The sequence below is a fragment of the Mesorhizobium sp. NZP2298 genome, assembly GCF_013170825.1.
GTDB lineage: Bacteria > Pseudomonadota > Alphaproteobacteria > Rhizobiales > Rhizobiaceae > Mesorhizobium.
Genome location: NZ_CP033365.1, coordinates 3727060 through 3751335, shown reverse-complemented (window position 1 = coordinate 3751335; position 24276 = coordinate 3727060). Strand labels below are relative to the sequence as shown.

Annotated in this window: 24 protein-coding genes; 9 read left to right on the top strand and 15 right to left on the bottom strand. The window is 62.5% G+C overall.

The annotated features are described in order from the left end of the window. Positions 1-53: 53 nt before the first annotated feature. The 3 genes from EB231_RS18125 to EB231_RS18115 all read left to right on the top strand — a co-directional run bounded on the left by EB231_RS18125 (position 54) and on the right by EB231_RS18115 (position 3687). Complete coding sequence (locus tag EB231_RS18125; protein ID WP_172350072.1) at positions 54-2123, top strand: ASKHA domain-containing protein; 2070 nt, start codon at positions 54-56, stop codon at positions 2121-2123. 190 nt (positions 2124-2313) lie between these two features. Then, positions 2314-2499: a hypothetical protein gene (locus EB231_RS18120; RefSeq protein WP_172350071.1), complete on the top strand. Its 186-nt coding sequence runs from the start codon at positions 2314-2316 to the stop codon at positions 2497-2499. Positions 2500-2733: 234 nt separating this feature from the next. Further along, positions 2734-3687, top strand: coding sequence for an alpha/beta hydrolase (locus tag EB231_RS18115; RefSeq protein ID WP_172350070.1), 954 nt, complete (start codon positions 2734-2736; stop codon positions 3685-3687). Positions 3688-3717: 30 nt separating this feature from the next. Here EB231_RS18115 and EB231_RS18110 read toward each other — a convergent pair whose 3' ends face one another. Continuing rightward, the gene (locus EB231_RS18110) at positions 3718-4617 is read right to left on the bottom strand and encodes a LysR substrate-binding domain-containing protein (protein WP_027043894.1); all 900 of its coding nucleotides are present in this window, start codon (positions 4615-4617) and stop codon (positions 3718-3720) included. Positions 4618-4840: 223 nt separating this feature from the next. Between EB231_RS18110 and EB231_RS18105 the strand changes: the two genes are divergently transcribed. The 3 genes from EB231_RS18105 to EB231_RS18100 all read left to right on the top strand — a co-directional run bounded on the left by EB231_RS18105 (position 4841) and on the right by EB231_RS18100 (position 6780). Next, positions 4841-5026, top strand: coding sequence for a hypothetical protein (locus tag EB231_RS18105; protein ID WP_172350069.1), 186 nt, complete (start codon positions 4841-4843; stop codon positions 5024-5026). Between the two features lie 339 nt (positions 5027-5365). After that, positions 5366-5500 (top strand): hypothetical protein, encoded by a 135-nt coding sequence (locus tag EB231_RS35540; RefSeq protein WP_081295128.1) that lies wholly within the window; start codon positions 5366-5368, stop codon positions 5498-5500. A gap of 341 nt (positions 5501-5841) precedes the next feature. Further along, entirely contained in the window at positions 5842-6780 is a 939-nt protein-coding gene (locus EB231_RS18100) for a GlxA family transcriptional regulator (RefSeq protein WP_413814136.1), read from the top strand. A 5-nt stretch (positions 6781-6785) separates the two neighbouring features. Here the strand turns inward: EB231_RS18100 and EB231_RS18095 are convergent, their stop codons facing one another. From EB231_RS18095 to EB231_RS18075, 5 genes are all read right to left on the bottom strand, one after another. After that, complete coding sequence (locus EB231_RS18095) at positions 6786-7583, bottom strand: ABC transporter ATP-binding protein (protein WP_172350068.1); 798 nt, start codon at positions 7581-7583, stop codon at positions 6786-6788. Next, complete coding sequence (locus EB231_RS18090; RefSeq protein WP_172350067.1) at positions 7580-8353, bottom strand: ABC transporter permease; 774 nt, start codon at positions 8351-8353, stop codon at positions 7580-7582. The genes EB231_RS18095 and EB231_RS18090 overlap by 4 nt, the downstream gene beginning before the upstream one ends. A 107-nt stretch (positions 8354-8460) precedes the next feature. Next, a complete protein-coding gene (locus EB231_RS18085) occupies positions 8461-9411 on the bottom strand; it encodes an ABC transporter substrate-binding protein (protein ID WP_172350066.1) in 951 nt (316 codons plus the stop codon). Positions 9412-9548: 137 nt separating this feature from the next. Continuing rightward, complete coding sequence (locus EB231_RS18080; RefSeq protein ID WP_172350065.1) at positions 9549-9887, bottom strand: peptidase inhibitor family I36 protein; 339 nt, start codon at positions 9885-9887, stop codon at positions 9549-9551. A 91-nt stretch (positions 9888-9978) separates the two neighbouring features. Continuing rightward, positions 9979-10815, bottom strand: coding sequence for a DUF1194 domain-containing protein (locus tag EB231_RS18075; protein WP_172350064.1), 837 nt, complete (start codon positions 10813-10815; stop codon positions 9979-9981). 198 nt (positions 10816-11013) lie between these two features. Between EB231_RS18075 and EB231_RS18070 the strand changes: the two genes are divergently transcribed. Both EB231_RS18070 and EB231_RS18065 read left to right on the top strand, forming a co-directional pair. Beyond that, a complete protein-coding gene (locus EB231_RS18070) occupies positions 11014-11496 on the top strand; it encodes a hypothetical protein (protein WP_172350063.1) in 483 nt (160 codons plus the stop codon). Between the two features lie 5 nt (positions 11497-11501). After that, complete coding sequence (locus tag EB231_RS18065; RefSeq protein ID WP_172350062.1) at positions 11502-12182, top strand: hypothetical protein; 681 nt, start codon at positions 11502-11504, stop codon at positions 12180-12182. 108 nt (positions 12183-12290) lie between these two features. Here the strand turns inward: EB231_RS18065 and EB231_RS18060 are convergent, their stop codons facing one another. The 3 genes from EB231_RS18060 to EB231_RS18050 form a co-directional block, all read right to left on the bottom strand. Further along, on the bottom strand, positions 12291-14852 hold the full coding sequence (locus tag EB231_RS18060; protein ID WP_172350061.1) for a GcvT family protein: 2562 nt from the start codon (positions 14850-14852) through the stop codon (positions 12291-12293). A gap of 124 nt (positions 14853-14976) precedes the next feature. Further along, positions 14977-15726, bottom strand: a complete 750-nt coding sequence (locus EB231_RS18055) for a siderophore-interacting protein (protein ID WP_246740674.1) — start codon at positions 15724-15726, stop codon at positions 14977-14979. 51 nt (positions 15727-15777) lie between these two features. Then, positions 15778-16788 (bottom strand): pyridoxamine 5'-phosphate oxidase family protein, encoded by a 1011-nt coding sequence (locus tag EB231_RS18050; protein ID WP_172350059.1) that lies wholly within the window; start codon positions 16786-16788, stop codon positions 15778-15780. Between the two features lie 205 nt (positions 16789-16993). Here EB231_RS18050 and EB231_RS18045 point away from each other — a divergent pair, with 205 nt between their 5' ends. Further along, positions 16994-17815: an AraC family transcriptional regulator gene (locus EB231_RS18045; protein ID WP_172350058.1), complete on the top strand. Its 822-nt coding sequence runs from the start codon at positions 16994-16996 to the stop codon at positions 17813-17815. 3 nt (positions 17816-17818) lie between these two features. Here the strand turns inward: EB231_RS18045 and EB231_RS18040 are convergent, their stop codons facing one another. The 6 genes from EB231_RS18040 to EB231_RS18015 form a co-directional block, all read right to left on the bottom strand. Then, positions 17819-18577 carry an FkbM family methyltransferase gene (locus tag EB231_RS18040; RefSeq protein WP_172350057.1) on the bottom strand — a complete coding sequence of 253 codons (759 nt, stop codon included), beginning with the start codon at positions 18575-18577 and terminating at the stop codon, positions 17819-17821. Then, complete coding sequence (locus EB231_RS18035) at positions 18574-19806, bottom strand: glycosyltransferase 87 family protein (RefSeq protein ID WP_172350056.1); 1233 nt, start codon at positions 19804-19806, stop codon at positions 18574-18576. The genes EB231_RS18040 and EB231_RS18035 overlap by 4 nt, the downstream gene beginning before the upstream one ends. 23 nt (positions 19807-19829) lie before the next feature. Next, positions 19830-21260 (bottom strand): aspartate aminotransferase family protein, encoded by a 1431-nt coding sequence (locus EB231_RS18030; protein WP_172352952.1) that lies wholly within the window; start codon positions 21258-21260, stop codon positions 19830-19832. A 103-nt stretch (positions 21261-21363) separates the two neighbouring features. Further along, positions 21364-22371 carry an NAD-dependent epimerase/dehydratase family protein gene (locus EB231_RS18025; RefSeq protein WP_172350055.1) on the bottom strand — a complete coding sequence of 336 codons (1008 nt, stop codon included), beginning with the start codon at positions 22369-22371 and terminating at the stop codon, positions 21364-21366. After that, positions 22368-22802: an EamA family transporter gene (locus EB231_RS18020; RefSeq protein ID WP_172350054.1), complete on the bottom strand. Its 435-nt coding sequence runs from the start codon at positions 22800-22802 to the stop codon at positions 22368-22370. Before EB231_RS18020 ends, EB231_RS18025 begins: the two co-directional genes overlap by 4 nt. A 123-nt stretch (positions 22803-22925) precedes the next feature. Further along, entirely contained in the window at positions 22926-24275 is a 1350-nt protein-coding gene (locus tag EB231_RS18015) for an FAD-binding oxidoreductase (protein WP_172350053.1), read from the bottom strand. Position 24276 lies beyond the last annotated feature (1 nt).

Here is a 24276-nt window from a genome sequence, read left to right as displayed (position 1 = left end):
CTGAGACGATCCGTTAAACGGTATCGACAATTCTTACCGAGACACGTGCAAGCATGAATTCTCCCGCCAACATCACCGATCCGCTCGTGCTGTTTATGCCGTCGGGCAAGCGCGGCCGGTTTCCCGTCGGCACGCCGGTGCTGGATGCCGCGCGCCAGCTCGGCGTCTATGTCGAGAGCGTGTGCGGCGGCCGGGCCACGTGCGGGCGCTGCCAGATCGAGGTGCAGGAAGGCAATTTCGCCAAGCACAAGATCGTCTCCTCCAACGATCACATTTCGCCCAAGGGCCCCAAGGAAGAGCGCTACGAGCGCGTGCGCGGCCTGCCCGAGCGGCGCCGTCTCTCCTGCTCGGCGCAGATCCTCGGCGACCTCGTCATCGACGTGCCGCAGGATACGGTCATCAATGCGCAGACCATCCGCAAGGATGCCGATACCAGGGTGATCGCCCGCGATACGGCGATCCGCATGTGCTATGTCGAGATCGAAGAGCCCGACATGCACAAGCCGCTCGGCGACCTCGACCGGCTGAAGATCGCGCTGATGAAGGATTGGGGCTTCAAAAACCTCGAATTCGACTTTTACCTGCTGCCGCAGGTGCAGGGCATATTGCGCAAGGGCAACTGGACCGCCACCGCCGCCATCCACAAGGATGCCGACAGCGACATCGCACGCGTCATCGCGTTGTGGCCGGGCCTCAAGAACGAGGCCTATGGCCTGGCCTGCGACATCGGCTCGACCACCATCGCCATGCATCTGGTGTCCCTGCTCTCGGGCCGTGTCGCGGCTTCGTCCGGCACATCGAACCCGCAGATCCGCTTCGGCGAGGATCTGATGAGCCGGGTCTCCTATGTGATGATGAACCCGGATGGCCGCGAAGGCATGACGGTGGCTGTGCGCGAGGCGATCTCCAGCCTCGTCGACAAGGTCTGCGCGGAAGGCAATGTCCAGCGCAACGACATCCTGGATTCCGTTTTCGTCGGCAATCCGATCATGCACCATCTGTTCCTCGGCATCGATCCGACCGAACTCGGCGGCGCCCCCTTCGCGCTCGCCGTCTCGGGTGCGGTGCGCATCAAGGCCTCCGATATCGGCCTCAAGCTCAACCAGGGCGCACGCCTCTACATGCTGCCTTGCATCGCGGGCCATGTCGGCGCCGATGCCGCAGCGGTCACGCTGTCGGAAGGCCCGCATCGCCAGGACGAGATGATGCTGATCGTCGACGTCGGCACCAACGCCGAGATCGTGCTCGGCAACCGTACGCGGGTCGTGGCGGCTTCATCTCCCACCGGCCCAGCTTTCGAGGGCGCCGAAATCTCCGGCGGCCAGCGTGCCGCGCCCGGCGCCATCGAGCGCGTGCGCATCGACCCCGAAACGCTGGAGCCAAAATACCGCGTCATCGGCTCCGAACTGTGGTCCGACGAGCCGGGTTTCCTCGACAGCGTGCAGGCAACGGGCGTTACCGGCATCTGCGGTTCCGGCATCATCGAGATCGTGGCGGAGATGTATCTCGCCGGCATCATTTCCGAGGATGGCGTCGTCGACGGATCGCTCAGCTCGCGCTCGCCCCGGGTCGTCGCCAACGGCCGAACCTTCTCCTACGTGCTGAAGGAAGGCGAACCGAAGATCACCATCACCCAGACCGACGTGCGCGCCATCCAGCTCGCCAAGGCCGCCCTTTACGCCGGCACCAAGCTGCTGATGGAAAAGCAGAACACCGAGCACGTCGACCGCATCCATTTCGCCGGCGCTTTCGGCTCCTTCATCGATCCGAAATACGCCATGGTGCTGGGCCTGATCCCTGATTGCGACCTCGACAAGGTCTCGGCCGTCGGCAACGCCGCCGGGGCCGGTGCGCGCATGGCGCTCCTGAACCGCGGCTATCGCCGCGAGATCGAGGAGACGGTGAGCCAGATCGAGAAGATCGAGACTGCCCTGGAGCCGAAATTCCAGGAGCATTTCGTCTACGCCATGGCGCTGCCCAACAAGGTCGATCCGTTCCCGAAACTATCGGCGGCGGTGAAACTGCCGCCACGCAAGACGGTCAGCGAGGATGGTGTCGCCGGCGACGCCACTCCGCGCCGGCGCTCGCGCGAAGGCCACGCGGCACGACGCGGCCGGGAATAAAGGCGACCTCTACAGGTTGCCTCGAAATCTCAAACTCATTTGCATGCAAATGTTTCCGGATCGAACCGATCCGGAAACCGAAACGCTGTTTTCGCGAAATCTATCCGATACATAGCAGGCGCATTTACCCCGCATCGAACGGCAGCCGAAGATAAACCTCGGCCGCAGCCGTTCTTCAAGGGAGATGAAAATGTCGATGTTCGAAAATCTTGGCCGGTTCGGAGTGACCATCAGGCAGACCCATGCCAGGAACAAGGCGATCCGCGCGCTGAACAGCCTGCCGGCGCATGTCCAGAAGGATATTGGCTGGCCGGCTTCGCCGCCCAGCGACCCGCAGGCCGCGCTCACGTCGCTGCTTCTGGGTACGGCGCGCTGATGACTTTCGCCGACAAATGCAAATTGCTCGGCGTCCGCCGGGGAGCTCGCACATCGCCGGCGGCAACCAGCAACCGGCTGCGCGCGGCACTTTTGCCGCGCCGCTGACGTCAGCGGCGCGGATCACAGCGCCGTGTGGACGCTGCGTAAAACTTGACTTTCTCGGCCAAGGTACGATCTTCGGAAATAGTGGAGGTTTCTCTTAGTCGGCTGCAGCCGAAGTTCGTGTATCCGCATGCCAAGTTTCAAAAGCCACGTCGTGTCCTTCGTGCTCAGGTACAGCCGCAAGAAGGCGTTTTCCAGCCCGGAAAACCTGCAGCGCTGGATCGCGGCCGCGCGCAAGACGGAGGATCACCATCCGCCGGCCTCCCTGCGCCAGCGCTTGGATATCCAGACACGCACCGTCGACGGCTTTCCGGTATACGAAATCGCCCCGAGGGACGGCCAGTATAAGCGCATCCTCTATTTGCATGGCGGCGCCTATGTGTTTGAGATCACGCCCTATCACTGGCGTCTGATCGCCGACATGGCCGACCGGCTGGGCTACGGCATCACCGTGCCGATCTATCCCATCGCCCCGGAACACGATTTCCACGCCATGTTCGGCATGGTCGGCGACGTCTATCGCCAGATGCTCGACGAGACGGAACCGGAGGACATCATCTTCATGGGCGATTCCGCCGGCGGCAACATGGCCGTGGTGCTGACCATGATGGCTGCCGAAGAGGCCCTGCCCTTGCCGTCGCGCCATGTGCTGATTTCACCCGGGCTCGACATGTCGCTGTCCAACCCCGAACTGTTCGAGGCAGAGCGCAATGACCCTTGGCTCGGCATCCCGGGCGGCCTCGAGGCGATCCGGATGTACAGTGCCGGCATGGACCGCAGCGACTGGCATATCAGCCCGGTCTACGGCGATCTCTCGGTGCTGCCGAAAACGCTGATGCTGACGGGCTCGCGTGATCTTCTGACCCCCGACAATCTGATCTTCGCCGAAAAGGCGCGGGCAGCCGGCGTCGAGGTCGATGTCGTCCACGAGGAAGGCATGTTCCACGTCTGGCCGCTGATCGACATGCCGGAATCACGACGCGCACGCCAGCACATCGTCGCGTTCCTCAGCGAGAACCGCTCACCGGTCAGGCAAGACAGGAAAACAAGGTTTGAAGCGCCCTCCGCCGAGGCCGCGGAGTAGCGCTTCTGCCTTCGGTCCGATCCCGGCGGCTCAGAACTTGCCGGTTTCCCGAAACACTTCGAATGTCGCACGGATGTGGTCGGCCACCGCCTTGACCGGCGCGCTGGCGTCCGGGGCCACCACCATGGCCAGATTGTAGGTGCCGATATCGGGCATGCCGTCCTTCGGGCAGAGCTCGACCATGTCGTTGCCGAGGAATGACCGCGGCAGCGGCGCGACCGCGAGGTCGGCCATGATCGCGGCACGCTGGCCGGCCGTATGCGCGCTCATGTAGGCGACGCGGTAATTGCGGCCCTCGCGCCCCAGCGCATCGAGCGCGCCGGCTCGCCAGGCGCAACCCTCCTCCCACAGCGACACCGGCAACGGTTCGCGCAGATGCGCGCAGCCGCCCTTGGCGCCGGCCCACACGATCGGTTCGGTCAAAAGCACCTCGGCGCCGAGCGCGCTGGTCTTGTAGGAGTTGGTCAGCAGCGTGATGTCGAGCGCGCGGTCGTCCATGCGCCGGCGCAGATTGCTGCTCTGGTCTATGGTGACATCGACGGCGATCGAGGGGTGCGACTGCGCGAAGCGCTTCAGCACATGCGGCAGCACGCGCTCGCCATAATCATCCGGCGACCCCAGCCGCACCACACCGACAATCTCGGGAATGATGAATTTCGACACCACCTCGCGGTTGATCGACAGCAGCCGACGGGCATAGCCAAGCAGCATCTCGCCATCCGTGGTCAGCGACACTGAGCGGGCGTCTCGCGCGAACACCGAGCGGCCAAGAATGTCCTCCAGCTTCTTGATCTGCATCGACACCGCCGACGGCGTACGAAAGACGGCATTGGCGGCGGTGGTGAAGCTGCCGGTCTCGGCAATGGCCACGAAAGTACGCAGAACATCGAGATCGAGCAGTGGCAGCGGATGATTAAGCGGGGCGTTCATGGCGATCAGCCTTCAATTTTTCTGATACAAAGCATCATTCCATTTCGTTTGATTGAACATCAGATCGGGAGCATAGTCAACTCCATCGATTGAGGATGCTGCCACAAGCAGCCATGAAACGACCACGACACAGACCTGCAATCGACACGAAATGAAGCTGAAACAAACCTGACTTAACAGTCGCTGCCCTGGCATCCCCGCCAGGCGCGCAAGGAGAAATGAAATGTCTATCCTGTCGTCCCTCGGCCGCATCGCGACCGAATTCAGCGCGGCCCGCGCCCGCTACCAGACCGAGCGTGCCATCCGTTCCCTGCCGATCGAACTGCAGAAGGATATCGGCTGGCCCGAGGCATCCGACACCAAGAGCGGTATTCGCAACGGTATCGGATCCTGGGCTGGAGCAAAGTAAATCGTGTGTATCAGACGCTGAAGGCCTGCCGCGCAGTCCGCCCGGCAGGCCTTCTCTATCTTATTTGCATTCAAATGAGTTTCGAAGCCATGCAAGCGCTGCATGACGCATATGAGCAAGCCGCATAGCGGCGCGGATTTCAAACTAACGCTCTGTAAATAATTGCAAATTTCAGGCACTCTGCCCAAATTTGTCGCATTCGGTGTCGCATTTCATATCAAGCGCTTCGTTTTTGCGATTTAGTTTCTGCTCACACAAGCCTATATCAGCGCCAGCAAACGAGCTGCCCCACTCCATCAAGCGAAGGCGACCCGTCTGAGCAACCGATTGGAGATGATCATGAAGCTTTTTTCCCGCCTCTTTGCCCGCCGCGAAATGAACCTGACCACCGCTCTCGAGCGTCAGCGCCTTGCCAACACCATGCCCGGCCAGACCGGCGCGATGGCTGCGGCGCGCCTCGGCTTCGTCGCCTGACCATTTCCAGGCAGCGCTTCCCTGCCGCTGCTTCAAGACTGTACGCCGCCTGGCTCCGGCCACGGCGGCGTTTTTGTTCGCCTTTGCGCATTTTGCCCGTCGTTTGGACAGTTGATGCCGCGCCCCGGGGCATCGCCGCACAGCAATTGCCCATTTGCGACCCATGTCGCAAATTTAATCTTACCCAGGCGGCGTAGCCAATTGACAAGCATGGTTTTTCCTGATGTCGCTATGCTATTCGCGACATCCTGTTCGCGTCATGGCCAGATGAGGTTCCCGTGAACGCCGTCAAGCATCCGATCAAGCGATCGTTTGTGTTCTTCCTTATCCCCGATTTCACCATGATCGCTTTTGCGACCGCGCTCGACCCGCTGCGCTCCGCCAACCGCATGCTCGGCTACGAAGCCTATCGCTGGCGCCTCGCCAGCATCGATGGCAAGCCGGTGCGCGCCTCGAACGGCGTCGAATGCGCGGTCAACACCTCGCTGGAGGACGAGCGCAAGAAGATGGCCGGCCCTGATCGGCCCAACATGGCCATCGTCTGCAGCGGCATCAATGTCGAGCGTTACCAGAACAAGTCGGCCTTTGCCTGGCTGCGCGAAGAGTACAATCGCGGCGTCGCCGTCGGCGGTCTGTGCACCGGCGCGCATATCCTCGCCGCCGCCGGCCTGCTGTCCAACAAGCGCTGCGCCATCCATTGGGAAAACCTGCCGGGCTTCTCCGAGGCGTTTCCGAAGGCCAATGTCTTTGCCGACCTCTTCGAGATCGATCAGAACATCTACACTTGCGCCGGCGGCACAGCCGCGCTCGACATGATGCTGAAGCTGATCGGCGACGATTTCGACGAGAGCCTCGTCAATCGCGTCTGCGAGCAGGTGCTGACCGACCGCGTGCGCAGCCCGACCGACCGCCAGCGCCTGCCGCTGCGGGCTCGCCTTGGCGTGCAGAACTCGAAAGTGCTGACCATCATCGAATTGATGGAGGCGAACCTCTCCGAGCCATTGTCACTGATCGAGATCGCCGACCATGTCGACCTGTCGCGCCGCCAGATCGAACGCCTGTTCCGCACCGAGATGGGCCGCTCCCCTGCCCGCTACTACCTGGAAATCCGGCTCGACCGCGCCAGGCACCTGTTGATCCAGTCCTCGTTGCCGGTGGTCGAGGTCGCGGTCGCCTGCGGCTTCGTCTCGGCCTCGCATTTCTCCAAGTGCTACCGTGAACTCTATGCCCGTTCGCCGCAGCAGGAGCGCGTCGATCGCAAGCAATTGCTGGCGGCCTGACCGGATCAAGCCTCCGCGGGCTGGCCCTGCGCCGTGCGCATCGCCTCGACGCGGATATCCTCGGTCAGCCGCGCCTTCAGCGCCGAGAACTCCGGACTGGTCTTGAGCGTGTAGTGGCGCGGATGCGGCAGGTCGATGGCGACATCCGACTTGATGCGGCCTGGCCGCGCCGTCATCACGATGACGCGCGAGGCCATGAAGATCGCTTCCTCGATGTCATGGGTGACGAACAGCACCGTCTTCTTGCGCCGCTCCCATATGCCGAGCAAAAGCTCCTGCATCAGTCCGCGCGTCTGGTTGTCCAGTGCCCCGAACGGCTCGTCCAGCAGCAGGATCTCGGGATCGTTGGCGAGCGCGCGGGCGATCGCCGTGCGCTGTTGCATACCGCCAGAGAGCTGCTTCGGCCAATGGTTCTCGAACCCCTTCAGGCCGACGAGATCAACATAGGACGCAACGATTCCGTCTCGCTCCTTTTCAGCCATGCCGCGTTCGCGCAGGCCAAAGGCGATGTTTTCGGCGACCGTCAGCCACGGAAACAATGTGTAGGACTGGAAGACCATGCCGCGATCCGGTCCCGGCCGGGTCACCGCCTTGCCGTCGAGCAGCACACGGCCCTCGCTCGGCGCCTCGAGACCGGCGACGATCCTGAGCAGTGTCGACTTTCCGCAGCCGGACGGACCAAGGATGGTGATGAAGTCATTGGCGCCGACCACCAGGTCGATCGGCATCAGAGCCTTGACCGGCTGTCCGCCGCGCACGCCGGTAAAGGTGCGCGAAACGCCCTCGATGAGAAGCTTGCTCACGCCAGGCTCCATGGAAAGAGCCAGCGGTTGAACGCCTTGAAGGCGAAATCGGACAACAGCCCGATCAGCCCGATGACGATGATGCCGAAAATGATCTGCCCGGTCGCCAGGCGCGACTGGCTGTTGATGATCATGTAGCCGATACCGGAGGACGAGCCGATCAGTTCGGCGACGATGACATAGGTCCACGCCCAGCCGAGCACCAGCCGCAGCGTCTCGGCGATTTCAGGCGCATTGGCCGGCATGATCACCCGCTTGACGATGCTGTTGTTCGTCGAGCCAAGCGTATAGGCGGCCTCGACAAGGTCGCGCCGCGTCGACCCCACCTTGACGGCGATGATCAGAATGATCTGGAACACCGAGCCGACGAAGATGACCAGCAGCTTTTCCAGCTCACCAATGCCCGCCCACAGGATGAGCAGCGGAATGAAGGCCGAGGCCGGCAGATAGCGGGCGAAGGAGACAAAGGGCTCCAGGAAGGCTTCCACGGGCTTCCATGCCCCCATGGCGATGCCGAGCGGCACGGCGACTACCGACGCCAGCACGAAACCGCCAAAGACCCGCCAGATGGTGATCAGGATGTCGAGCCAGAAACGGTCCTCGACAAGCAGCCGCCAGCCGTCCCTGAGCATCGACAGAGGGTCGGCGAGGAAGATGCGGTTGACGTGACCGCCAAGTGTGATCCAGGCCCAGAACGCGATGAACAGCACGAAGAAGGAAATGCCGAGCACGGTTCGCAGGCCCGGCGAAACTGGATGCAAGGGGCGCATCGTCAAATCGACCCCATCTTCAAATCGTCCCCATGCTCAAGTCGTGCTTTGTCCAGGAGAAAACGGCGGCGCCGAGCGCCGCCGCATTATGGTCGGAAGCCGGACCGTCAGTTCGACACGGCGCTGGTGTCGGCCAGCGTGGAAACGTCGGGCGCTTCCTTGATCAGCCCCATCTGCAGCAGCAGTTCGCCGGCGGTCTTGGAAAAATCCTGGAATTCCTTGGTGAAGAACTGCTTGTTCTCCGCCCGGTCGGCCCATTTCAGGTACTTCGCCGAATCCTCGAACTCCTTGGCCGACTGCTTCACGTCGGCGCCCATGATCTCATAGGATTTCTGCGGGTCCTTCTTGATCAGGTCGAGCGCGTCGAAATAGCTGTCGGCGAGCGCCTTTGCCGCGTCGGGATTGGCCTTGAGGAATTCGGGCGTGCAGCCGACCGTGTCGAGCACCATCGGATAGTCGAGCGTGGTCGCCAGTATGTGCCCCTGGTCGGACTTGTCGCGCACGGCCGAGATGAACGGCTCATAGGTGACCGCTGCATCGTTTTGCCCGGCAAGGAAGGCCTGCGCCGCCGCGTCCGGCTCAAGGTTGACGACGGTCACATCCTTGGTCGACATGCCGTTCTTGTTCAGCACCCAGGCGAGCAGGAAATAGGGCGATGTGCCCGGCGCCGAGGAGGCGACGTTCTTGCCCTTGAGATCGGCGACGGTCTTGATGTCGTTGCGGGCGACAATACCATCGGCGCCATAGGACTTGTCGAGCTGGAAGATCTGCTTGGTGGTCACCCCGCTGGCGTTCCACACCAGCCAGGTTTCGACCGTGGTGGCGGCGCATTGCAAGTCGCCGCTGGCGATGGCAAGCGGACGGCTCGCCTGCGGCACCTTCTTCAAGGTCACGTCGAGGCCGTGTTTCTCGAAGAGGCCTGCTTGCTTGGCAAGCGTCAGCGGCGCGAAGCCGGTCCATCCGCTGATGCCGATGGTGACCGATGTGGCGGCCATCACCGGCGCCGACAGATCGGCGGCAAGCGTCAATGTTGCGGCAAAAACGGCGATCCTGTTCATGCGAGTTCCCCTTTTGTTTTATCTGGGGAAATTGTTCACAGACGCCAATGGGCTTGTCAATCAACAGGAACGTGTTTGGCGGCGGGAAGCCCGCTCACCTCGTGGCCGGCGCTCGGCAGGGCCAACGCCCTGCCCCGTCAATACCCGTCGCAGACGCACTCGGCCGATGAGATGCGGTCGTTCCAGTCCCCGAGAGCACGGGCCCTGCGCCTGATTTCGATTGAACGGCCGCCCATTCGCGTATCCTCATAGGCAACGAGGCTGCAGCCGCGGCGAACGAAAACCGACGATACGCGGTCATTCCAGAACTGGCCGCCGCGAAAATTCACCGAATCGTCGGGGCTCATTTCGATCGACCGCCCGCGAAAATTCACATGCTCGAACATGACGCAGGCGGGCTGGTCATTGTACTGGGCGCTGGCGCCGTCGGCAAAAAGCACGGACGCGGCAGCTGTCAGGATGGCAAGGCGTTTCATCTGCTGTTTCCTCGGTTTCAACCGCGGCCCCCATCAACTGGATAGCGCGGTCTGGCCAGTTTGCCAATGCTTGCCGCGCCGTTGCCCAGGCCTAGCGACTGTCCAGCATCCAGCTGCGGTTACGCCACATTTTCTCTCCGATCTGGCAGTCGGCGGCCGGCTTGTCCTGCGCCAGCACCACCGGCGGATGATCGGCCTCCTCCACAGCCCACTGCCGTGACGCCGGGCCGGCGAGTTCCAGCACCAGCTTGCGGCGTATGGCTTCGGGAAATTGCGTCCAGTCGTTGACCGGGATCATGAAGGCACCGGGGCCGCCTATGACGCAGTCGCTGTAGTAACGGTCGAGATCATTGACGTCATAGGCGCCTGAAAATCCGCCTCGGGTCATCAGCGGCAGGCCGTTGATGACGATACCCTGCCTGACCACCCCGTCGCGAGTGAGATTGACCGGCGCGCCCTGATTGTTGGGACCGTCGCCCGAAATATCGATGACCCGCTTGGTTCCCTGGTAGCCGCTTTCGGCGAAGAGATCGCTGCCGAACTCCAGCGCGCCTGAAATCGAGGTGCGGCGCGCGCTGTTGGGCGGCTGGGCGGACAACTGCGCCACCACTCGCTCGGCATCGGCGCGGTTGGCGATGACAGTCCACGGCACGATGACGCGTTGCCATGTGGTGCCGGCCCATTCGACATAGGTGACGGCGATCTTGCCATAGGCGCCATCGGCGATCGCCTGCAGTACATTGTCATGCGTCAGGGCCGCCGCGTAGCCGTGTCGCTGGATCTCGAGCTCATCCGCCGACATCGACAGCGAGACATCGACCGCCAGCACCAGCTCGACATCGACCGGCTCGTCCGCGAGCGACACGTCGGCGGTGAGCGGCAGGATAACCGCGGATACTGCCAGCAGTGCTGTCAATGCCCGAACCATGTCCGGATAATGCGCTCAGCCGACTGGCGCGTGAAGTGGCACCACTCACATTTTCTCGCATTGGCGCGCTTGCGCAGTGTTTCGCCCGACCGCTGTCGTTGTTGGCAAGTCGCGGAGAAAATTCGCGCCATCGGGTCGAAGTACTTCTGCGGCGAGCGGATTTGAACTATTGTTTCGCCTTCTGCTGGGAGGAAAACCATGTCTCGGACAAGCTCGGGCGATGAGGTCAGCCTTCAACTTGCCGCCGCGCAAAGCCAAGCTGTCGAGCAACTCCGCGTGCTGGAAAACGAATTGTCGAGACTGGAGTTGCGCGGCGTGTTGCCGACGCAAGAGATTTCGGAACGCGTCGATCTCCAGCCCATGGTACGCGCGCTCGCTCTGGCGACGCGGGTTTTGACTTTCAACGCAGCATCGCCCCCCGTCGACAACCCGAAGTCGATCTCGACCTTTGAACTGGCCGAGGCCATCACCGCCCTGGACAAGAGCCGGCAGGCGATGCTGCCAATCGGCCCAGCCGAGCCGCTGATGCGAGTGCTTTTCGAGAGCGTGAAGCTGTTGACGGCCCTGGCCGCGGCCAGCGAATGCCAACTGGCTGTACCTTACGCGCCGATGCATCAGGTTCGCAGGCCGGACGGCAGCGTCGTCTGGCAATGCAGCCATCGTCCCTCCCAACATCCATAATTGCCATGTTTGGGCTGGGTAAGTTCCTTTCGGAATTGCAAGACCTGTTCGGGGATCTTCGCGGCCCCGCCAAGGCGCTGATTGTCGTGTTGATTGGCATGGCTTTCGCATGGATGTTGATACATCACCAATGGGCTGAAGCGCTTCTGCTGGTGTTGTCGGCAATCGTGGCCGGCTATCTGCTGGAATTGATCGGCACCCTGTTGCTGCCGAAAAGGCCGCGCGCCGGGCTGCTTTTCCTTGAAGGTTGGGTGCTGGGACCGGCAGCCATAGCGGCTTTCGTTTCCGGCCTGATCGTCGTCCTGGCCATCGACCTCACACCGCCGAAGGACACGGATGCCACAACCGAAGAGATGATGAAAACGCTTGCCGCCGGGCTATCGACATTCCTGTCGGCGGCCTTCGTGTCCTGGATCAGTGAACAGGACAACACCCGGATCAGCGACCGCATCCGCGGCCAGTTCTACAAGAAGTACAAACGCGCCATGGTTTACCCGTCTCCGGCGGACGGAGCCATGTATTTCACGCCGGGATCAAGGGGCGAGACCACCGTCTATTCGAGTGTCCAGATCGGCGGGTGGAACTTCGCCGACCGCTGGGAGCGGGCAAGCCGATTGAGTGAAGAAATCGCCGCCGGCGGCAGCATTCCATCAAGCCAGGCTGAAATAGACAATGCACTGACCTAAAGCGCCTCGCGTTTGAACGGATTCAGGCTACGCGATTCAGGTTCTTGCTTTTGCATCTCGCTTGGATTTGGGTGCAACCGCCACGCAGCGCGCCCAAGGCTCTTGTGCTCAGCTGCGCGGCTTCAAGTTCTCCGGATCGTAGAGTGGCTTGTAACCAACGCCGGCGACTTCGACCGGGTAGGTCTCGCCGAAATATTCCACCTTGAGCTTGCGGCCTTCCTGCGCATACGAATGTGGCAGGTAGGCGAGCGCGATGTTCTTGCCGATGGTCGGGCCATAGGCGACCGATGTGGTGAAGGAGCGGCGGCCGAGTTCGTCGACCAGTGTCTCGCCGGTGGCGGGATCCAGCACCGGCATGGTGCCCACGGGATAACGCGCCACGCCTTTCGAATCGGTGTTTTCGGTCATCACCAGCGTGCACAAAGTCGCCGGCTGGTGTTCGCGGGCACGGTATTCCAGGTGCTTGGCCTTGCCGCAGAAATCGTTCTCCTTGACCTTCGGGCGCGCGAGATCGGCTTCGAGCAGATTGTACTCGGTCAGAAGGTCGGCGTTCTGCAGCCGCAGGCTCTTTTCCATGCGTCGCGTATTGGCATAGGTCTCGACGCCGAACGGCATGACGCCGGTCGTGCGCAGCGCGTCCCAGACGGCCAGCCCGTCCTCATAGCGCATGTGCAGTTCCCACCCCTGCTCGCCGACATAGGAGATGCGGAAAGCGGTGACATCCTTGCCGCCGATCCGGATCGGCTTGATCGCGGCGAAGGGGAAGTTTTCAACCGAGAGCCCGTCCGGATTCTCGACCACCTTCTGTAGGGTCGCGCGGGCATTCGGCCCCCAGATGCCGATGGTGACGTATTTTTCCGTCACATCGGTGATGGTGACATCAAAACCCTTGTCCTGCGCGGTTCGCTGCATGTAGCGGAAGTCGCGCGGGCCGGCGTCGGCACCGTCGATCACACGGCAGCGATCGGCCATCCGGATGACGGTGAAGTCGGCGCGCACCATGCCTTCCTCGTCGAGGAAGTGGGTGTAGATGCCCTTGCCGATGTTGTTGTCGCCGCCGATCTTGGCCGCGCACAGCCATTCCAGCAGCGCGACATGGTCGGGCCCTTCGACATCATACATGGAGAAATGCGAGAGATTGACGATGCCGCAATCCTCGCTCATCGCCAGATGCTCGGCATTGGAGACGCGCCAGAAATGGCGGTTGTCCCACTCGTTCTCGCGCACCGGCACCCGGTTGCCGTATTTTTCCAGCAGATGCTCGTTGGCGGCATAGCCATGGGCGCGCTCCCAGCCGCCCAGTTCCATGAAGTAGCCGCCGAGTTCCTTCTCGCGCTCCCAGAACGGCGAGCGCCTGATGTTGCGGCCCTTGGAGAACGGTTCGCGCGGATGCACCGCGGGATTGTAGACCTTCATCGCCGTCTCGGTGCAGCGATCCCAGATGAACTGCTCCTTGGTCTGGTGCGGATAGAAGCGGGCATAGTCAATGGCGTGATGATCGATCGCGGTGCGGCCGTCGGTCATCCAGTCGGCGATCAGCTTGCCCATGCCGGGCCCGTCCTTGACCCAGATGGCGACGGCATACCACAGGCCCCTCACCTTCTGGCTTTCGCCCATCGACGGACCGCCATCGGCCGTCACCTGCAGCAGGCCGTTGAAGGAATGGCTTTCATTGTAGCCGAGCTCGCCCAGGATCGGCGTCAACTCCATGGCGCGCTCGAGCGGCGCCAGGATCTGCTCCATGTCGAGATCGCGCTGCGACGGCGAAAGACGGGCCTGGTCCTTCTCCAGCAGGTCGCGCGGATGACAAAGGCGCGGATTGGTCTCTTCGTAGTAACCCCATTCGATTTGCCCGCCTTCGGCGGTCTTGGGATCGCCAGTGTCGCGCATGTAGGCCGAGTTGCCCTGGTCGCGCAGCAGCGGCCAGCCGATCTCCTTGCCGGTGCCGGCGAACTCGTTGTAAGGCCCGAAGAAGGTCAGCGGATGATCGATCGGCATGACCGGCAGGTCCTCGCCGACCATTTCCGCGATCAGCCGGCCCCAGATGCCGGCGCAGACGATGACATAGTCGGCCTCGATGGTACCGCGGTCCGTCACCACGGCGCTGATGCGGCCGTCCTTGACCACGAGCGACTTGGCGGGCGTGTTGGCGAAGGATTTCAGCTTCCCCGACGCCTCCGCCTGGTCGACCAGCTTGCCGGCAACGGTCTGCGAGCGTGGAATGACGAGGCCGGCGTCCGGATCCCACAGGCCGCCCTGGACCATGTCCTGTTCGATCAGCGGGAACTTTTCCTTGATCTCGGCCGGTTCGATCAGGCGGGCGCGTGTGCCGAAAGCTTTCGCCGAGGCGATCTTGCGCTTGATCTCGTCCATGCGGCCGTCGTCGCCGACACGGGCCACTTCAAGGCCGCCGATGCGGGCGTAGTGGCCCATCTTCTCGTAGAAATCGATGGAATAGAGCGTCGTCCAGCAGGACAGGAAATCATGGCTGGTGGTGTAGCAGAAATCAGAGGCGTGCGCGGTCGAACCGATGTCTGTCGGGATGCCCGACTTGTCGATGCCGACAATGTCGTCCCAGCCACGTTCGATCAGGTGATGGGCGATCGACGCGCCGACAATACCGCCGAGGCCAATGATGACGACCTTCGCCTTTTTCGGAAACTCTGCCATTGCCCGCGACTCCAAAGTGATAAAGCGGGCGGACTATAGGGCGGAGCGGTGGGCCTGATGAAGCCTGTTTGCGACATTGGTAAAAAGCCGAGCGACCAGACGACAGAATGGTTCTGTTCGTGGCTCAGTCCAGCCCGACCTTGCCCGGCGCCCAATAGGCCTTGGCTTTCACCCGTGACGATCCGACGCCCTCGGTTTTCAGCACGCGGCTCACATGCTGGATCGACCGCGCCTTGCCTGTCAGGATGACATACGCACCGCCGGCAGCATGCGTGGCCACCTCGACTGAAGCCGCGGTGAGATGCGCATCGTCGGTGGCACGCGCAATCAGCGTCGCACCGCCAAGGCCGATCGCCTCCAGTACCGGCTGCGATTCCGCAATATCAGTCGCTTCGAAAATACAGCTCACGCGCGATCTGGGAATGGCGTGGAATGCCGCCGCCAGGGCGAAGGAAGTTTCGTCCCCGAACAGCACCATCGTTGCCTCAAGGCCGGAGAGGTCGAGCGAACGGCGTGGCCCGAAGAACTGGCAACTATCGCCTTCGCGCAAGGCATCAGCCCACCGGCTGCCGGGACCGTCGCCATGCGCGAAGGCGAGCAGCCGTGTCCTGCCGCGTTCCGCGTCCCAGGATATCGGCGTATAGGTTCGGGCAGTCAGGCCCGTGCCCATGGATATCTGCAGCTTCTGGCCGACCGCCCAGGCGATCCCCTTAAGCGCCTCGCCTTCAAGATCGATCAGGCGGAAATGCTGCGACAGGGCCTCCACGGCGGCAACGCGCGCTGGGCGCATCAACCATCGCAGCAAGGTCCGCGTGACGTAGCCCGGCTGAGGCGAAGACGTCGTCTCCTGGAAGCGGTGGGCAGAATTGGTCAAAAGCATCACTCCATTATAGCGTCTGGGCGGGATATCGGCACCGCGAGCCGATCACGGTGGAACCGAACGGAGGTAGCCCTGGCGGTCCGTTTCCAGACCTTTCCGCAAAAGATCGGAAACGCCGGGAACCGACACGGCAGCACTCGCAAGTTCGGCGCCGAGGCCCGTGTGCCGGCCGGGCCTGATGTGCGCGGCGAATGGCTTGGCCGCCTCCATCGCGCGGACTGGTGGCCTGCCGGGCCAATCGCCGAGGCGCAGAAGGGTCGAGCTCTCGCCGAACTCGGCGGCGGGGTCCTCGATGATGGCGACCAGCGCTGCCGTCTCGTCCTGGAAGACGAATGGTGCGCATGCGGTCTGATCGGCTGATATGCGGACGGTGCCCGACACACGAACGACCTGCGCCGAACCCAGGACCAGCACCAGGGCAGCGACCTGCGGCTGCGCAAGATGATCGCCGAAGACGCGATTGCCCGGACGCTCCGTGAAACCGTTCCCGCCGCTCCGCGCCAGTATGCCGGCCGGATCGTCCTTGGGACTGAGCTCGACACGGCCCCACGCATCGACGGTCGCCAGCGCCATGAAGCGGTTGGCGGCAGCGAACGCGCTGACGCCTTGCGGCGCCAGCATCTCGAACAGGGCCGCCCAATATTCGGAGCGGATCAACGCCTTGTCGCAATGGCCATAGCATTCCTCGACGGCAATGCGGATTTCGCCATTCCGAACCTCCCTCACCGTGCCGTTGACGCGCATCGTCTCGCCGACGCATGGCAGCAGGAACAGCGAGCCAAAACCCTGGCCAGGCACGGCCAAGGCCGGATCGTCGAGCATCGCAACCGGCAACCGCAGTTCGTATGTGTCGCCGCTGGCGAAACCAGTAACGCCACCGCCGAGGGTGACGCCGAGCCCGGAGCTGTCTCCGAACGCTGCGAACATCAACGGCGAAGCCGCGATCCAGCGCAGCGCGGCATAATCGAGATGACCGATAATCCGAGAGTTCATCGGCGGCGGGGTCGCGCCCATGGTTGCTTTCAACAGGGCGGCGGTATCAACCGGCTTGTTCATGGCGGCACTCCACGTTTGGGTGGGCATTGAGAGGGCGCGACGGATACGACCTCAATACCCCTTCTCCATGGCCTCCTAATGGGCTCCTTGGTGGCATTTCCCTTAGGTTCGAGGACAATCACTACAATCTCAAGCGATTGGCGACATCGGGCAAATATGACAAAATGTTTCGAGATCCTGCCAATGTGGAAAGCCAGCAGACCAGATGCCCATTATCGAATCGCATCCCAAACCTGCCGATTTTCCCGATCCGGACGATGTGCCTCGACCAGTGATGGTCTATGGCTTGACGCTGGCCACAGGCGTCATCGAGCTCAGCCATCACGCGCACCGCAAGGCTCAGCTGCTGCTCACAATGCGCGGCGTCTTCACATGCGAAGTCGAGAGCGGTCTGTGGCTGGTGCCGCCACATTGCGCGATCTGGATGCCCGGCGGTGCCGTGCACGCCATCAAGGCGTCCGGACCAATTGAAGGCTATAATGTCTTTATCGATCCCGCGATGGCGGCTGCCTTGCCGGCCACCTGCTGTACGCTGTCCGTCTCACCACTGCTGCGCGAATTGCTGATCCGCGCCGCCAGCTTTCCCCTGGACTATCCCGAAGGCGGCCGAGAATCGCATCTGGGCACGCTTTTGCTCGATGAGATCGCCGCGGCTCCGGTCGAGCATCTGCACCTGCCGATGCCGCGAGACGATCGGCTGCGCCGGATCGTCGAGGCGATGATGGCCGACCCCGCCGATCGCGGCACGATGGAGACATGGGCGAGACGCGCCGGTCTCAGCGAGCGGACGTTTGCACGCATTCTCACGCGCGAGACGGGCATGAGCTTCGGCCGCTGGCGCCAGCAACTGACGATCATGCTTGCGCTACAGTGGATGGCGGCGGGCGCCTCGATCCAGAGCGTGGCGCTCGACCTTGGCTATGAAAGCGCGGGCAGTTTCGTCACGATGTTCCGAAAAGCGTTCGGTACCTCGCCGGGCCGCTATATGGCTGAACGACGCGGAGCCACTGCCGCCGTTGATGGGTAAACCTTACGCGAACGCCCAGATATCCTCGGCCTGGAAGCCGACCTGGTAGCCCGCCGTCTTCAGCTTGACCACGACCTGGCCGATCTCGGGCGCCGGCAGCGCGCCGACTTCCACCTTGATCAAGCCCGGGCGGTAGCGCTTGAGGTCGAGCTGCTCGAAGACCATCCAGTCCGCGCCTTCGCAATCGACGAGGAAAGCGTCGATATGGCTGATGCCATTGCGGTCGAGCAGCGTCTGCAGCGTTTCCGACGGCACCTCGATATCCCTGAGGTGCGGCGCGAATTTGTTGAAATTGGCATCGGCCTCGCCCCAGGCATTCTTGCCCGACATCAGATTGGTGTCGGTGACCGACGAGCAACCGATGAACTCGATCGGCAGCGTGCCGGCCTCCAGCGCGGCTGCGTCGAAAGTATGGACGGTGATCGTGCCCCTGGTTTTTGTGACGGCCACCGGCTCGATGATGAAGCGGTCCATGTCGGGATAATTGGCGCGCAGCCGTTTCTGATTGTACGGAATCGGCTCGACCAGCATGGCGCGGGCGCCGGCAATCCTGTGCAGCCACGGCGTGACATCGTCGAACAGCGCGCCGTCGCAGGCGCCGACATTGACCATCTGGAACGGCTGCCCTGCTCCACCGAAGCGCGCTTTCAGCGCCGCCTTGGCGAGGAATTTCGTGCCGCGCAGCGACGGCCCGCGATCGAGCAGGCCGGAGGGAAGACCGAGCGACAAGGCGATGCGCGCCAGGCTGGATAGAGAACTCATGGCTTGTCTCCGGGAATGACGTGCAAGGCCGCGCGGTGTTGGCCACGAACCGATACAGCCCACAGCGCCATGAAGGGCGCCGCCAGCAGCAGGAATGGCGGGATCAGATGTGGGAAATAGATGCGCGTGTCGTGGATCGGGAAGACCGTGAACTTCGCCAGCGCACCGAGGACCAGCGCCGCGAACAGGATGCCGGCACGGCGCTCGAGGTGGAACCCGGCACGGCCGGCGGCAAACCAGCCGGCCAGCGCCAGCACGGAGACCCCGACCCAGCTGTTCAGGTTGACGGCGCGCAGCAGCGACGTCGCAAACGCCCTGAGATAGGCGGTGACCGAGAACGCCGGCTCGAACCCGTCCATATTGTAGTGCTGTTCGATGCTGGAGAACCACAGATGCGGCCACCAGCCGGGATGATGGGCCCAGTGCGAAATGGCGAAATAGGCAACGAAGGACGCGGCGAAGCCGGCCAGCGCGCCCCACGCCTGCTGCCGGAAGGAGACCAGCAACACAGCAAGGATGGCAAGGAAGACAATATTGTCAGGCCGCACCATGAAGGCGAGGAAGAGCAGGATCGCCGTCGCCGCCTCGCGGCCCCTGACATAGGCGTAGAGCCCGCCGAGCAGCAGCGCCGACGTGAGCAGGTCCGGCGTCGAAGCACGCGCCGCATCGCCGAAATCAGCCATGATCAGCACCGCGCCGATCACCGGTGCCAAGGCCAAGGCCTTTTCCCAGCGCAGCCAGAGCAGCACGATCGCGCCGAACAGCAGCACCGAAAACACCTGTACGAGGCGCATCGCCTCGACCGGCGACATCACCGCGCTCAGCGTCGACAGCATCTCGGCATAGAGGAACTTGATCCGATACATGCCGAGCAGCGAATGGAAGTCGGCGGCATTCTCCGTCATGTGGCTGCGGAAGCCGCCGCCATCATCGGTCAGCGTCTTGTAATCGGCGACCGAAACACCCGCTTTGACCGTGCCGTAGGCGTAATCATGCAGCGCCTGCGCATCGGGATAGGTGCCTTCCTCTGATATTGCGAGGTAAGGCAGCATGTCCCAGTTGGCGTCGGGCATTACCCATGCCGTGAACGCGGTCAGAAGAATATAGAGCGCGAAGGCCGCCGCGCCGATGGGTGCGGCCAGCCGCGCATAGGTCCCCTCGCCCCAGGCCAGACCGGTTTCAGCGAGCCGGTCGAGCGGGTTTTTCGCGGCGGGAGACTTGGTCAGCATCGTTCTGCCCAATGAGCTTTCTTTTAGCGAACTTGGCTTTTGACGAAGTCCTTGACGATCGACACGATGCCGCGTGACAGCAAGCTGTCGAAGGCGTCGACGAAGCGGTCGACATGTTCGCGCTGGCAGATCAGCGGGGGTTCGAGCCTGATGACGTTGCGGTTGTACTCGGTGAAGGCGACGAGCACGTCGTAGTCGCGCAGCAAGAGCGCGCCGACAAAACCCGACAGCGAACCCTTCAGCTTGTCGTCGAGCACGCTGACGACCGGCCTGAGCACCATCGGCAAGGTCTGCGAGAAGTCGTGGAACTCCAGGCCGACCATAAGACCCTTGCCGCGCACATCCTTGATGATCTTCGGGTATTTGTCCTTGAGCGCCCGCAGCCGCTGCAGCAGATAATCGCCGGTGGCGGCGGCGTTGTCGATCAGCCCCTCGTCATAGAGCACGTTGAGCGCCTCGATCGAGGTGATGCAGGCCTCGCCCATGCCGCCGAAAGTCGCCATGGCATGGATCATCGCGGTCTTCGGCGTGCCATAGGCCTTCATGTAGATTTCGCGTCTGGCGATCATCGCGCCGACCGCCGCCTTGCCGCCGCCGAGCGACTTCGCCAGTGCCGTCACATCCGGCACGACGCCGTAGTGCTCGAAGGCATAGAAGCGGCCCGAACGGCCATAGCCGCATTGCACTTCGTCGGCCACCCACAGCACGCCATGCTGGTCGCACAGCGCGCGCAGCTTCTGCCAGTATTCGGCTGGCGCCTGGATGATGCCGCCGCCACCCTGGATGGTTTCGAGCACGATGACGCCGACCTCGGGATCGCTGCGGAACAGACGCTCGACCGCCTCGATGTCGCCGAACGGAATGCGGACCGTGTTCTCGGCCATCTTGAAGTCAGCGCGGTAGAGCTGGCCGTCGGTGATGCCGAGCACGCCCTTGGTCTTGCCGTGGAAGGAATTCTCGGCATAGACGATTTTCGGCCGCTTCGGTCCGGCGGCGCGCTCGGCGAGCTTGACCGCCGCTTCCATCGCCTCCGAGCCGGACGAGCCCAGAAACACCATGTCGAGATCGCCCGGCGAGCATTTGGCGATGTTGTGCGCCAATGCCGCCGCATATTGCGACATGAAGGCGATGGCGATTTCCTGGCGCTTTTCCTCCTGGAACTTTTTGCGCGCCTCAAGCAGGCGCGGATGGTTGTGGCCGAAGGCCAGCGAACCGAAGCCGCCAAAGAAATCGAGGATCTTGCGGCCGTTCTGATCGATGTAGAACATGCCTTCGGCACGCTCGATCTTGATCTTGTGGAAGCCGAGCAGCTTCATGAAATGCAGCTGGCCGGGATTGAGATGCGCCTTGAAGAGGTCGGTCATGCGGGCGACATCCATCGCCTTGGCCTGCTCGACGCTGATCAGATCGGGCTTGGCGATGGTGGCGGGCGACAGCGCCGGTGCGCTCACCATGGTGCGCGCATTGGTCTGTTCGGGCTTGGCCATGACGGTCATTTCAATCTCCTGTCCGCGCTACGACCAGCGTCGTGCGCCATAAAACTGTTTGGCGAGCCCGCTATTCGGCGGGCACATGTTTGGTGGCGACGGCGTGCCCTGCCTTCTTGGCGCGGTATTCGCTGTAGGCGGCGATCAGCATGTCCTCGTCGCGATATTGCGGCACCCAGCCGAGCTGGCGCTCGGCCTTGGACACGTCGAGCACACATTCCTCGTCGGCGATGAGATATTGCTCCGGGTCCATGATCGGCATGTTCACGAGGTCGAGCAGGTCGAGCGTGCGCTTGACCGCCCAGCCCGGTGTCGGGATCAAGATCGATTTCGAACCGGCATGCCGGATCAGGTCGCCGAGCAATTTCTTCACCGGTGGCGGATTGAGCGAGCCGAGATTATAGGCCTCGTTGGGCACGCCGACCTTCCAGGCGGCACGCGCGGCTTCCGCGCAATCGAACACAGAGATGAACTGATAGGGGTTTTTGCCCGAGCCGATCATCGGCACCGGAAGGTTCCAGTCGATCAGCTTGAACAGTTTCTCCAATATGCCGAGCCGGCCGGGGCCGATGATCAGGCGCGGCCGGAACAATGAGATCGACATGCCGCGCTTGCGCCATTCGGCGGCGAGTTCCTCGGTCTTCTGCTTCGACCAGCCATATTCGCCGAGCGGCGCGACGGGGTGCTCCTCGGTCATGGGCTGTGTGACCGTGTGGCCGTAGATCATGTCGGTCGTGTAGTGGACAAGCCTGGGCGCGCCGGCTTTGTCCATGGCCTGCATGATGTGCTCGGTGCCGTGGAAATTGACCGGGAAGAAGAAGTCGTGCCGCTTGGCCCGCACCTGGATCGGCGACAGCATCTTGGCCGACAGATTGTAGACCATGTCGTCGGCCTTGAGCTCGACAGCGGCGACCGAGGCCGGATCGGTGACATCGCACTGGACGAACCGGACATTGCGGTAGTGCGCCAGATCGCTTTTGACGATGTCGGCGACGACAACCTCTTCGCCATCGGCCACAAGCTTCGGGGCAAGGTGGCGGCCGACGAAGCCGTCACCGCCGAAAATCACATGTCTCATCGAACGGTCTCGTTTGCAGGGATCTTGTCGGGCGTGATGGAAGCGGTCTGGTCTTCATGTCCTCGCCCACTTTGCGCGATCAGCACGGTGCCGACGCAGATGAAGGCGATGCCGGCAATGCGCCAGCCATTGAGGTCTTCGCGAAAGACGAAGTAGGCGAAGATGGCGACAGCGACATAAGCGAGGCTGAGGAACGGATAGGCAAAGGAAAGCTCGACCTTGGACAGCACGTAGAGATGCGAAGCCATGGAAATCACGAAAGTGCAGAGCCCAAGAAACACCCAGGGGCTGAAGACGATCTGCAGCAATTTGAGGAGCGGATTGATGCCTTCGAACGAGATCGGCCCAAGCGACATCATGCCTTGCTTCAGCATGAGCTGCGCGGCGGCATTGGTCATGACCGTAAAGAGAATGAAGACGATATATTTCATGCCAGCTCGCCACCCCGTGTCATCGACTAATACAAACCTGAAAAGATATCGTGAACTCACAAGAATGTTTTGAGTAAATCCTGCGATTAATCATTCACTAACCACGATTCATTCCAATTGTATCTATTCGGCTGCCTCGACTCCACGCCGCCGCAGATCGATGCTGCCGGCCGTGCGCGCCCAGAAATCCGACATGAAGGCAGGGTCGCGCAACGCTTCCAGCCTCGGCCAGTCGGCGAAGGAGGCAGCGAAGGTTGCAGCACTCATGCGCGCATCCTTGTAAGGGTTGACAGCTCCACCAGCCGCGATCGCGATGCGGTCGAGCTCGCCAAGCAGGGCAAGCGTCGCCGCCCCCTTGTTGGGGAAATCCAGCGTCAGCGTGTAGCCCGGTCGCGGGAACGACAGCAGCGCGGGCGAGCGGACCTCGCCGAAACGCTTCAGTACTGTGAGGAAGGAGCCTTGCCCGGCCTGTCGGGCCGCTGTCAGCAGCTCTGGCACAACGATGCGCGCAGCCTCTTCCGGCACCACGCTCTGATGTTGGAACAGCCCCCTGGGGCCATAAAGCCGGTTCCAGTCACGTACACCGTCGAGCGGAAAGAAAAAACCGTGGTAGCCGGTCTGGCGCGGCACGGTCGCCCGGCCCTTCTTCCATCGGTAGGCGGCGTTGAAAGCGGTCAGGAACGGCCGGCTGAGCACATTGAAGGGCGGCTGAAACGGTATCGCCAGGTTGCCGCCGGCGCGCGAGGCCGCATGCGAGCCGTGTTCGGCGTGGTTGCCGGTAAACAGCAGGCCACGCCCGCTGTTGCGGCCGCCGGCAAGTTGATCGATCCAGGCGACGGCATATTCATTGGCCTGGTCCGCCGCTTCGGCGAGGTCAAAGAACTCGGCGAGGTCGCGAAACGGTGTCGTCTTTTCGACGATGTCGAGCGAATGCACCCGCATCAACCGGATCGATGCGGACAGGATGAGGCCAGTCAGCCCCATGCCGCCGATGGTTGCCCGGAACAGGCGCGGATTGTCTGATGCCGAGCAGCGATGGGTCTTTCCATCGGACCGCAGCAACGTGGAGCTTTCGACATGGCAGCCGAAGGTACCGCGCCGATGATGGTTCTTGCCATGCACATCATTGGCGATAGCGCCGCCGAGCGTCACGAATTGCGTACCCGGAACGACAGCCGGAAAGAAGCCGTAGGGCGCAGCGTGTGCGATGATATCCGCCAGCAGCACGCCGGCATCCGCTTCGAGCACACCGGTTTCGGCATTGAAGGCGCGGATGCGGTTCAGCGTCCGCATGTCGACGACCGCGCCGGCGTGGTTCTGGCAGGAATCGCCGTAGGAACGCCCATTGCCGTAGGCCAGCAGCGATGCTTCCTTCGCCTGGCCGCCCTTCAACAGCGCGATGGCGTCATCGGCGTGGATGGCATGCGGCGCGGGCGGCGTGGCAAGGCCAAAGCTCCGGAAGCGGTCAACCATG